The sequence below is a fragment of the Halonatronum saccharophilum DSM 13868 genome (assembly GCF_000517025.1).
In the GTDB taxonomy this organism is placed as follows: Bacteria; Bacillota; Halanaerobiia; order Halobacteroidales; family Halobacteroidaceae; genus Halonatronum; species Halonatronum saccharophilum.
The window spans coordinates 468,570-481,466 of sequence record NZ_KI912094.1; the positions used below are offsets into that span (position 1 = coordinate 468,570).

A 12,897-nucleotide genomic window follows, 5' to 3' on the forward strand; every position below is an offset into this window, starting at 1 on the left:
ATTATACCCTCTCCCCTTAATCCTCAACCACAGTATTTACCAAAGAACCTACCCTTTCAATCCTAACCTCTACCTTATCGCCTACCCTTAATTCGCCAACTCCAGGTGGTGTGCCAGTAGCTATTATATCACCTCTTCTTAAGGTCATAATACTCGAGATAAAGGCAACTATCTCATCTATACTAAAGATCATCTGCGAAGTATTAGAACTCTGTTTAACTATATCATTTTTTATAAGCTCTATCTTTAAGTTATCAGGGTCTATACCTGTTGAAATAATCGGGCCAACAGGAGCAAAAGTGTCAAAAGATTTGGCCCTACTCCATTGTCCATCTTTAGCTTGTAAATCCCTTGCGGTAATATCATTAAAACAAGTATATCCTAAGATATAATCTTTTACCTCTTCTTTACTTAAATTTTTAACATCATCTTTTATAATCACAGCCAACTCTGCTTCATAATCAACTCTCTTGGAAGCAATAGGATATTTAATTGCCTCTCCTCCACTTATAATTGTTGTATTTGGCTTCAAAAAGATAATCGGATCTTCAGGTAATTCCATCTCTAATTCTTTGGCATGATCCTTATAATTCAAACCAACACAAACTATCTTAGATGGATCAGACGGTGGTAATACCTCCACTTCATCTAAGAAATACTCTCTATTTGTAAGACCATAATTACTATAAATATCTCCATCTAATCCCTTTATCCTCTGACCATTAATCATCCCATAATATATATCTTCACCTTTTTGGAATCTAATAAACTTCATTATCTACTCACCCACTTCCCGTATTTAGCTATCCCTTAATTCAACAGATCCACTATAGTAGCATCCTGTAAACCACTTTTAGTTTTTCTGACTAAAGCAAAATAAAGATCCTCTATCTCCTTATCAGCAAAAATATCCTTGATTTCTACCTCCTGATCAAAGATAAATCTCTCTGCTATCTCCCAAAGACTAATCTTACTTAAAGTGGTAGCAGGAATAAAATTACCATCTTTGCTCACAGCTACAAAGCCCTCATCTATCAATCCATTTAAATTTTCTTCTATAATCTCTACTGGTATATTTATTCTATAAGCCAAGCCCTCAAAATCAATCCCTTTTGATTTTTTATCAGAAAACTCCTTGCAGATAACTACCAGAAAAGCAATTGGTATAATACTTTGGGTACCTATACTTATATCATGAATATTCCTAAAGTGATGTAAGTTCTTTCTATGTTGAAAGACATATGATATTACAGCACCACTTAAGGTAATCATCCAGACTACATAAAGCCAAATCAAAAACAAAGGTGCTACTGATAAAGAACCATAGATTCTATGATAAGCCAAAGCATTTGTAGCATACATAACATAAATGTTTCTTGCTATTATAAATAAAGTTCCACCAGTTAAACCACCTACCAACGCAGCAAAAGGATCTACATCAGTATTGGGAATTAAATAATATCCAGTAATATAAAGAAGAAAATAGGATATAGTTGTTACTGAACGAAATAAGAAAGTATCTGTAGATGATAGATTAACCAAATCAGAGCCTAAGTAATCACTAACCAATGTTATAGTTAAGCTTATAGAGATGGTTACTAAAAAAGTCCCTAAGGTGATAAAGGTCCAAAAAGCTACAAACCTTCTAAGTAAATCCCGATGTTCTTCTACTCCCCAAATTAAATTGAAGGTCTTCTCAATCCTAGCTAGCATAAAAATTATTACTAGAACCAGAGAAAAGAAACTTACTGCTCCTAATTGACCTATATCTATATCAATTATAAAACCTTCTAAAAAATCAATTACAATTTGGCCTGTCCCTGTTGCCAAATGGCTTAAGATAACCTCTTTAAATGTCTCAATTATCCTCTCTGTACCACCAAAGATATCAAATAAAGTAATAGTATAAAAAGAAAATATTAACAGCGGTATAATAGAGAGAAGAGTTGTATAAACCAAGCTCATAGCATGAATGGATACATCTATCTCCATAATCTTTTGATACGTCCTCTTCATGAATAACTTCCAATCAAAATTTAAAAATTTCTCTAACATATTAGACCTCCTATTATCACATCTATCATTAATTTTACTATAATTTACCTTTAATTTAAAGGGGAATTAATTTATTATTTATTATTATACTCCTTATCTTTAATAATAAAACCCAAATACCATTTGGTATTTGGGTTTTAAAAAATATATTTTCTCTTTTAATAAACTTCGTTATTTTACTGACTTCCTATTCTACTACTTTTTCTTAATTTTCTCTCCTCTCTTCATCTATTCTATCCTCAAATTTCTCCAAGTGCTTATTATCATCCTCCATTAGCCCTCTTACAACCTCTTGGTTTATAGGATCTAAATCGTCTATACTCTTTTGATAAGCTTCTACACCTTTGGCCTCACCATTATAGATTTGATTAAGAAGATCCTTTGACCCACCTAGATTCTTTATTCTCCATCTTTTTACCCCTTTCTAATTTTACTTTGTTCTTATTATACCCAAGAAGAAAACTCTAAATTTACTCTTCCCTTTCTTTATCTACCCTTTTAATAACATCTTTAGTCGAAGAAAAGATATCTTTGGTAGCAAAGAAGATATTATCCTCAGATATCTTGTCGACTATTCCAAAGGACTCTAGTTTCTTAAATAATTTATCATCTACACCCGAAAAGTAAATTTGTCCATCATATCTATTTACTTTATCAATAAAACTATTTAAAACCTTTATTGCCGTTAAATCAATATACTCTACACTTCTCATCCTGATAATAAAGACCTTATCTTTAACAAAGCTTGTATTAAATTCAGACTTTAAGTTTTTAGCTGAGTTAAAGTATAAATTCCCTGCCAAGTTGATAATCACATAAGGATCTTCTATTTCATTAATATTTGATTTAGATTTAACAGAAAAGGTATCCTCTTTCTCTCCTTTATAGGTAATATAAGAAAAATCAACTCTATCAGTAGAACGAAGTAATAAGATTAAGGAGATTGTTACCCCAAAATATACAGCATAATCGATACGCGGAGATAAAACAGTAGTTAAAAAGGTTATAATAAAGACAATTGTATCAAAACGAGTTGTTCTAAATACAAGCTTTATAGTATCTAAGTTAATCATTGAAATTGCTACTATTATTACCAGAGCTGCTAAAGATGCAATGGGAATATATTGAGCAAAAGGGTTTAAAAACAGTATAAATAAGATTATAATTGAGGCTGTAAAAAATTCGGATATTCTACTTTTGGCTCCAAAATGATAGTTAGCAAAAGAGTTGGTAAAAGATCCTGAAGTTGCAAAACTACTAAAAAATGAGCAAATGGTATTAATAATCCCTTGCCCAATAAACTCTTTAGTTAACTTTACCTCTTGAGTTGACATCTCTTCTAAAGCCTTTACAATTGATAAAGTCTGTATAAAACCTAAAATAGCAATCGAAAGAGCAAAGCTAAACAAGGCTCTCATTCTTTGCAAATTAAAGTTTATCATATTAAAGGTAGGCAAAGATAATGAAAATTCATTAACAACCTCTACTTTATCCCCTAAGTTAAATACGTAAACTAAAAAAGTAGAGACTATAATTGCTATTAAGTAATTAGGAATCTTTTTAGATATCTTTTTACTAAAAAGTATAATTAAAATAGATAAGATTGTAATTGCTAAGGAGTAATAATTTATCCCTGGCAGATTAATAATCAATTCATAAATTTCTAAAAATATATTTCCAGTTTGCTCAACCTCTAAACCTAAAGCATCATCTATTTGCCCTATCCCAATAATCAAAGCAATACCTGTATTCAATCCTATAATAACAGAGTCTGGAACATATTTAACCAGATCACTTAATCTGACTAACCCTAAGACTATTTGAATAACACCAACCATAAAAGTTAATAGAAAAAGCACCTCTACATAAGCCCCTTGGCCCACATTAGCTAATGCATTGGCCAGCGCCATAGACATTAAATTAGTCGGGCCAACGACCATATAATCAGAAGACCCTACAAAGGTAGCAACTATCATTGAAACTATAGAAGTATAAAGACCATAAATAGGGCTAACCCCTACAATTAAAGCATAGGCCATATTTTGTGGTAAAGCAATTGTAGCCACCGAAATCCCAGCCATCAAATCATTTTTTAAGTACTTTGATTTATAGATTTTCAATATTCTTATTAAATTATCCATCTTAAGACCTCCTTCCCAAGAGCAATTTATAAATAATAATGAATATTGAATAAATAAAATCAAAATCCAGAACATTCTCTATTATTAATTCTTAACTAATCAAACTCCCCAAAACACCTTAATCAAAATTGGGGTAATAATCGTTAATATAATCTGCAAAGGTGCCCCAACTATAAAGAAATCTTTAAACTTATACCCTCCTGGACCATAGACCATTAAATTAGTTTGGTAGCCCAAAGGAGTCAAAAAAGCTGTACTGGCTGCAAAGGTTACTGCCATAATAAAGGAAAAGGGGTTGGCCCCTAAGGTGTTTGCAGCTTCAACTGCTACTGGTAACATTAAAACAGCGCTTGCATTATTACTCATAAAGTTGGTAAGTACTACAGTAACAAAATAAAATAAACCCAACACTATTACAGGCGGTAATTGCTCTGTACCAATTAGAATCATATCAGCAATATATTGAGCAGTTCCTGTTTTCTCCATTGCTATACCTAAAGGAATTAATCCAGCCAAAAGAAAGATAACCTCCCAATCTATTGCATCATAAGCCTTTTTAGAATTAACACAATCAGTTAAAATCATAGCAATCATCCCACCAAGAGCAGAAACCACAATAGGAAGAATCTCTAAAATTGCTGGAATGACTACAGCTGCTAAAATCCCTAAAGAAATTGGTATCTTTTCGATATCATAGTCTTTGGTTTCAAACTCCTTCACAACTATAAAGTTTCTATTTTGTTGTAAACGATCTACTGTTGTCTTAGTAGCAAATAATAAAATTATATCTCCTGGCTTTAATTTTATATCCTCCATTTTTTTATGAGCCAAATCAGGACCTCGCTTAATAGCTAGTATTGTAGCATCATACCTTTCAATAAAATTTACATCGGCAAAGGTCTGATCTACTAAAAAGGAATCTGGTGTAACTACTACCTCTAATAGCTTATTTCCTTTAATTGGCTCTTCTAACTGCTTATCCCCAATTCTTATTTCAGGTAATAACTTTAATCGTTCATCATCTAATATTTCAAGTAAAGTATTCCTATCACTTCTAATAATTAAATGGTCACCCTCAAATAATTCTTTATCCTGTAAAGATTCCTTAAACTTCTCTCCACTTCGGACAACTTGTACTAAATCTATGTCTAGGTTTATTCTTTCTAAGGTCTTATTAACAGGAACACCAATAAAAGGTGAACCTTCTTTTACTATAACCTCTGTCAAAAATAAATCCATCTCATACTTATCTGTTAACCCTTCTTCAGGATCAATCCTTGCCGGGATCAATTTTGCCCCTATAAAAAACAAATAAATAAAACCTACCAAAAATAGAATTACTCCTAAATGGGTAAACTCAAACATAGAAAATGGTCTACCAATTAAACTATCAGAGATATTGCTAGCTAAAATATTGGTTGATGTCCCAATTAAGGTAAACATCCCACCTAACATAGATGCATAAGACATAGGAATTAATAATCTTGAAGGAGAATTTTTTGTCTTCTTAGCCAAGTTAGTTATCATTGGTATAAAAGCAGCAACTACAGGGGTATTGTTAATCATTGATGCCGTTGGCCCTGTTAATCCCATTATCAATCCTAGTTGCTTTCTTTTATTATCTCCAGTTATATCTATTATTTTTTTTCCTAATACCTGTACAATCCCACTATTTTGTATACCTTGACTTATAATAAACATAGCCAAAACTGTTATTGTAGCACTATTAGAAAACCCTGATAATGCCTCTTCTACAGAAACTTTAGTCCATGGCTTTAATAAAACCAAAACTACAGGAATCATTAAAGCTAATAAATCTAATCGGATTATCTCTATAAATGATAGTGTAACAAATACTGGGATTAAAATTAAAATTATAACTATACCAGTATTTAAAGCATCAACTACAGAAACTAACTCTTGTGAATAGTGATTTAAACTCAAAATTAAAATAGCTACAACTATAACTAAAAGTAAAAAAAAGAATCTACTATCTTTAACTTTATTATACACAAAATATCCCTCCTTCTTTAATAAAATTATAGAAAACATACTTATTTATTGCAAGCCTTAATACATATATAAAGAAAAAAACCAACATATGTTGGCCCTTTCGTTAGATATATTTTTTGGCAACTATAATTAATTTCAGTCCTCTATTAAATATTAAATTTTATGCAAAAATTGCAATAAAATTTAAATAGAACTTCTAAGCAAGCCTTGATCATTAAATAAAAACTTATAACTATTCATTAAATAATCTATTATATAATCTAAATCCTCCACTTTAGTATGTGGTGAAGTCATAAAAGCTTTGGTTGCATTTAAATTAAATCTTTTTTTAGTATCAAAAGATCTAATATCTATAGACTGCTTAGTATCACCAAACATTATATTTTCTCTGTTATCCCTTAAAATTTTATAAAAATGTTCATTCAATTTATTTATTTCTAAGATTTTCTCTTCTGTTACTCTAGATTCTATTTCATTTTGATATTCTGCTTGATTATTATAAACCCTAAATAATGTTATTGGTCCAGGAACTTCCTTGTTTATAACTCTTATACTATCACTTCTCGCCTCTAATTTCTTTCTAAATTCTATTGATAAATTCAAATAATGGGCCAACAATTTCTGATATCCTTCAACTCCAAAGCATAATAAATTACAATAAGTAGCAATCCCTGCAGCCATTCTAGAACATTCTAATGTATATCCAGTAAAATATTCTCCATATCCCTGTTCTCCTACATAAGGACAATCCTTTCTATCTAAGTTAACCAAATTAAAATCCTTATTATCCTTCACAATAAATAAAGAATTATTGTAAGGGGCATGTCCTAATTTATGAAAGTCTAAAGAGATACTATCAGCTTTATATATATTAACCATATTATTTTTTATTTTTCGTAAAGCTTCAACAGTTTCTAAATTAAATTCTAAAGGGTTTTCTTCTAAATCATATTGATTAAAGAGGCTGTATAATCCACCCATTGCACCATCTGCATGCAAATGAGGAATATAATCTAAACCATATTCATACCTTTTTTCATCAATTATATCCTTCATAGAACCCACATCGTCAATAGCAAAAGTATCAGTAGTACCAGTAGTAGCAATTATTACAGCTATCTTTGCTCCTTTAGCCAATAGCTGATCTAGCTTCTTCTCAAAATCTTCAATATTTATACTAGTATCCCTATTTGTCTTAACTAAAATTACTTTATTTTTCCCTATACCTGTCTCTACAGCCTTCTTTAAAGAAAAGTGAGCTCTATCAGAACAGATAGCATAAATATTGTCACTTACACCACTTGTATTTGTCTTTGGTGCAGCCTTTTCCATGCCTATCCTTAAAGCGTTAAATATCCCTCCTTGCCCTCCATAGGTAAAATATCCACCAGCCTTTTTAGGATTATAACCAAAGATTCTAGCCATCATAGCAACTGACTTGATCTCAGCCTCTGCTGATGTTGGAGAAGCTACATCCCAAATAGCATTGCAGCTAAGTAATCCAGCAGTCATAAAACCTAAAAGACTTGGAATACTAGCTGGGGCCAACGCATTTAACATAAAATTCTTAGTATAATAAGGGTGACCAGCCACTAAGGAGTCCATCTCCTCTAATAGCCTTTCAACTTCCATTCCCTCCTGTGGAATTACAGCCTCTTTTATAGCTTTACTATAATCTCTGCTGCTATCTCCATTTAAAGAGGCTTTATTCTCATCCTTACGACTATCAATAATACGATTCAACTCTTCTAAGTAACCTAAAAATTTCTCTCTATCCTTTGTGTTACCATCATCACTTAAAAACATTTCTTTTATATTTTCCATTTTAGCCTCCATTTAACATTGTAATTTTTTCTATATATTATATTATATAACTAAATTGCTGCATTATCAAATCAAATGACTGATATTTATCGCTATCTAGTAATAATTCTATTATGTATTAAGCAATTCATACTTTTAATATTTTTTATATAATAAACAGAACTAAAAAACTAACACCTAATCCAATAAAAACTAAGATCTCATTAGTTGTACAACTAATGAGATCTTAGTTTTTATCATTCATATTCAACCTTTAATGGCTGAGCTGGATTTGTAATTGCCCCAATCTTTGAAGCAAAAACAGATTTATTCTTTATATCTTCATCTGAAACCAAATGAACATCTAATAAACCATCACAACGATAACCAGTCTTCATATAATTAATTTCAGCCAAAGATAGACTCCAACCTTCTAATATATTCATTAATTCTTCTTTCTGATCTTTATTTCCAACAAAGTGAATCAATAAATCGATATCACTACCTGGACCAGCCGTCCCACTATTAGTACTTCCAAAGATATAGATGCCTTTTATGGCTAAAGTAGAAAAGTCTAATGTATCAGCAATACGTTCCGCCATATAATATCTCCATCTCCAGAAACTGTCATCTGATTTAGATCTTCTATCTCCCATTGACTTTTTCTGCTCAGTTATATTCTTTTCTTCCTCTAACCCCTTCTTTTTAGGCTTACTTAAATAACCTAATGCCTCTTCTAGGTCTGCATTCATCGATAAAGTAAGAACTTTACCATCAGTCTTTTTAGGTATATCTATAACTCTAATAACCTTTTGAAGATGACTAAATTTAGGAAGAAGCTTAGTCAAAATACTTGCAGATCTTTTCAAAAAGCTTTCATTAAATATAATTCCTTGACCATCAGGATAAAGGGGCAGGTAACGTATATTAGCTTCTACTAAATCGAGAAAGAAGTGGGTTCCAAAAGAAAGTTCAGGAATATAACCAGATTTATTTTTAGCAATCTCAATTAAAGCAGCAGTATTATTAATATCTGAATAGCTTACCTGCACTCCCATCTTAACCTCTCCACGACTCCCCCAACGCCCCGGCCCCATAAGAATAAATCTCTGTTTTGGCAGCAAGGAATTAAGTAATCCTACAGCTTTCCCAACATCTAATAGATCATCATACTGTTTTAGCTGATCATACTCTTTAGGGTCAACATATACTATATGAGATATGTTAGAGATAAATCCATTGGATATATATCGCTTCGCAGAAAAGATTGTATCCTCTTTGGGGAGTTCTTTAGGAATTGGAGGTGCAGATCTTTCCTCCGAAAAACTCTGTGGTCTACACTGAAGCAAATAGATATCTTTACCATCAGATGCAAACTCAATATCTACTGGAGTTCCCAACTTCTCATTTAATACTTTTAATAGACTATCCATTGTCTTAACAAATGAGGTATCATTAATTAAACCATTAAATGTAACTGGTAGGTCATCTTTCTCAAAATCAATATTAAAGGGATTTGCTTTTTGTAAATAATCATCCTTAAGTATAGATACTATCTTTTCTATATTTAATATTGATGAACCATACTCTTTAAGAAGAGAGTTTATATCAATAGTTTCAAAGCTACTCTCATTAAGATTAATTACATCTAATTTTTTAGGGGAATATCTGCTTACTTCTTCAGGAGTAGAGTTAACCTCTATCCCTGCTTGACCAGGTGATAAAAGAAATGGAAAATCATCCCCAACTCTATCTACAGCACGAGTACCTAAGCCTACTACCATCCTTAGCAAACCATCTTCCCGCTTTAATCTTGGAGACCATCGAAACTCATTATTACTAAAAGCTACCCCTGCAAATAGTGGAAAGAAGTAATTCCCTACCCTATTTCCTACAACCTCTTGGATCATAATCCCCATCTCTTCAGGAAAGTCCAGCAAACCAGCTTTATCACGATACTGAATAGAGTCTGGACTATACATAGATGCATATACTTCTATTATAGCATCCATTAATTCCTCCAAACGCTTTTCTTTACTACCCTGATTAGCTAAGAAGAGACTCTTATATTTACCAGAAAAAGAACTTCCCATTTGATCCTCTAATATGCTAGAGCTTCGTACAATTAAAGGGGTCTCACCAAAGTCATCTAGAGCCATAGCAAGACTTTTAATAGTATCATCATTAAATTTGGAATTCTTCATTATTTGAATAACATTGGGATAATCATTTCTAACTTCAAATAGTTCCTTATACTTCTGCATATTTAATTCTTCAAGTCCGTTATAATTTAAAAATCCTTTAACTTCATCAGTTGTTATATACCATGTCTTAGGTACTTTTATTGAAGCTAACTCAGGAATCTCCTTACTAGCTTTCTGGATTATTTTTTGAGCAACAAATAACCCTGTTGCTTTTCCACCAATTTTCCCATGGCTACCTTTAGGAAAGATAATTTTATCTATGATATTATAAAAATCATTAATTTCAATATGTTCTTTAGCTCTAGCCATAAACTTTAAATTTTCAGATAAGAAGATACGAATTAAAGCTACTACTAACCAATGTTCAGTTGGAGAATGAAGCATACTATTGCCACCACTAACATTGCTATAACGATTAATAGCATCAATAACATCTCTTACTGTTGTATCAATTTGATCGATGGTTCTTATTAATGAATATGCTTTTTCAGCCTGAATCCACTTTGTCAACTTAATAAATATCTCATCATCACTTAAGTGTTTTCTTGCAATATTAAAGGTCTTAGAACTTATTTTTGAGATATCATCCAATAAAAACTTCTCAGTTGGGTAATTAACCTCACTATGTGTAAAGGGCCCTTTTGAACTAAAATCCCATAATACCTTCTGGGCTTCTTTGACCCCTTTTGAAGATAAATGATTTAACATTTTTCTTGAGGTATGAAGAAGCATAGACTGATCAGTTCTTTCAAGTAGATCTACAATAACCATCCATTCATGATTTCTCTCTTTGCTCTTATCTTTAATCTCTTTTTCTATGTTCCACCCACATAGAACCTCTTCCATATGCTTATGCAGAATTGTCTTGCTGATCCTATCTGCAATAGTCTCTATAAGCTTATATTCATTTTCAAGAAAATATTCCTTATCTTCCTTATTAACATCTTTACTATAATAAACCTCTATTCTACCTACATTCTTCCCATCAACATTTAGATTGGAGCTTTGAGAGATTGTAGAGGCAGAAAAACCAGGCTCTTGATAACTAGAATCTTCATAGATAATCCTTACACTACAAGCTTTAGGGTACTGCCACCCTGATGGAATTATCTTTATTAATTTATTAAAGATTTCTGGTAGTGACAATGAATCATTGCTTAAAATATCATCTACCCTGTAAAGGCAATTTAGTTCCTTAGCTCTCTCTTTTAAATCTTCTAATAAATACTGATCCTTAAATTCCTGATTTTTCATTTAAAAACCACCCTTAACGTTTAGTTTAATGATTTTTATTGCTGATTACTCCTAGCTAAATCCAGCCTCTCATCTTTACAGACTGAGCTACTCGATTAATAGATATTACATAAGCTGCATCTCTCATATATAAATCTTTTTTAGCAGCAAGTTCATAAACATCTTTAAATGCTGCTGTCATCTTTGCATCTAACTTCTCTAATACCTCTTCTTTCTCCCAATAATAATTTGTATTAGATTGAACCTGCTCAAAGTAACTACAGGTAACTCCTCCTGCATTGGCTAAAAAATCTGGAATAACAAAAATATCACTTTCTCTAAGAATTTCATCTGCATCTTCAGTAGTAGGACCGTTGGCCCCTTCTGCAATTATTTTAACCTGTTTACTTATCTTATTAACATTATTAACAGTAATCTGATTTTCCAAAGCAGCAGGAATAAGGATATCCACCTCTTGCTCCAACCATGCATCTCCATTTAAAGTTTCACATCCCATATCTTGAGCTTTCTTATTATCAATAGATCCATAAGAATCTGAAATCTCTATTAACGCTTCAATATCTAAGCCATCTTTTTTGAAGATAGTATATGCTTTTTCATCTTTAAAATTCCAGCAAGAAACTGCTACTACCTTACCACCCATTTCTTGATATAACTTAGCTGCATATTGGGCAACATTACCAAAACCTTGGATAGAAGCACTGGTATTCTCTGCTTTGATATTCAACTCCCTTAATGCTTCACGAACCGTATAAATGACTCCAAAACCTGTAGCTTCTGTTCTACCTAATGAACCTCCCATTTCAACAGGTTTACCAGTAATGAACCCTGGTGTTCTTTCTCCAACTATTGTCTCATATTCATCTAACATCCAAAGCATATGCTTTGCATTGGTCATTACATCTGGCGCTGGAACATCAATATTAGGACCCATATCCTTGACTAGTTGCCTTACCCAGCCACGACACAATCTCTCTTGTTCTCTTTCAGTCATACTTCTAGGATCGCATATCACTCCACCCTTACCACCACCTAATGGAATATCAACAACAGCACACTTCCATGTCATCCACATAGCTAATGCCCTTACTGTATCTACAGTCTCTTGTGGGTGAAAACGAATCCCACCTTTTGCTGCTCCTCTAGCATTATTGTGTTGAATACGGTATCCTTTAAAGACCTTGGTACTACCATCATCCATCTTAACTGGAATCAAACAATGATACTCATTCATAGGTTCACGCAATAAATCACATGTAGCTTTGTCTAAACCAATCCTTTCTGCTACACTATCAAATTGTGCTTGAGCATTTTTATATGGGTTATAAGAATTTACACTCATTTTACTCCTCCTTATTATTTATGTATTGCTTACGTTCGTAACAAACATTAATAAAAAGTCATACCTCCAGTCCTTATAATTTCTT

The 12,897-nt window shown here is 32.1% G+C and carries 7 protein-coding genes; all 7 read right to left on the bottom strand.

From position 1 onward, the window contains the following. Positions 1 to 16 precede the first annotated feature (16 nt). The gene (locus tag HALSAC_RS0105775; RefSeq protein WP_027339465.1) at positions 17 to 775 is read right to left on the bottom strand and encodes a fumarylacetoacetate hydrolase family protein; all 759 of its coding nucleotides are present in this window, start codon (positions 773 to 775) and stop codon (positions 17 to 19) included. A gap of 35 nt (positions 776 to 810) precedes the next feature. Further along, a complete protein-coding gene (locus HALSAC_RS0105780; RefSeq protein ID WP_027339466.1) occupies positions 811 to 2,055 on the bottom strand; it encodes a YihY/virulence factor BrkB family protein in 1,245 nt (414 codons plus the stop codon). 470 nt (positions 2,056 to 2,525) lie between these two features. Further along, entirely contained in the window at positions 2,526 to 4,196 is a 1,671-nt protein-coding gene (locus HALSAC_RS0105785; RefSeq protein ID WP_027339467.1) for a SulP family inorganic anion transporter, read from the bottom strand. Positions 4,197 to 4,295: 99 nt separating this feature from the next. Further along, complete coding sequence (locus HALSAC_RS0105790) at positions 4,296 to 6,209, bottom strand: SLC13 family permease (protein ID WP_027339468.1); 1,914 nt, start codon at positions 6,207 to 6,209, stop codon at positions 4,296 to 4,298. A gap of 183 nt (positions 6,210 to 6,392) precedes the next feature. Then, positions 6,393 to 8,033 carry a pyridoxal phosphate-dependent decarboxylase family protein gene (locus HALSAC_RS0105795; RefSeq protein WP_051412098.1) on the bottom strand — a complete coding sequence of 547 codons (1,641 nt, stop codon included), beginning with the start codon at positions 8,031 to 8,033 and terminating at the stop codon, positions 6,393 to 6,395. 236 nt (positions 8,034 to 8,269) lie between these two features. Then, the gene (locus HALSAC_RS0105800; protein WP_027339470.1) at positions 8,270 to 11,470 is read right to left on the bottom strand and encodes a PEP/pyruvate-binding domain-containing protein; all 3,201 of its coding nucleotides are present in this window, start codon (positions 11,468 to 11,470) and stop codon (positions 8,270 to 8,272) included. Between the two features lie 55 nt (positions 11,471 to 11,525). Further along, positions 11,526 to 12,812, bottom strand: a complete 1,287-nt coding sequence (locus HALSAC_RS0105805) for a Glu/Leu/Phe/Val family dehydrogenase (RefSeq protein WP_027339471.1) — start codon at positions 12,810 to 12,812, stop codon at positions 11,526 to 11,528. Positions 12,813 to 12,897 lie beyond the last annotated feature (85 nt).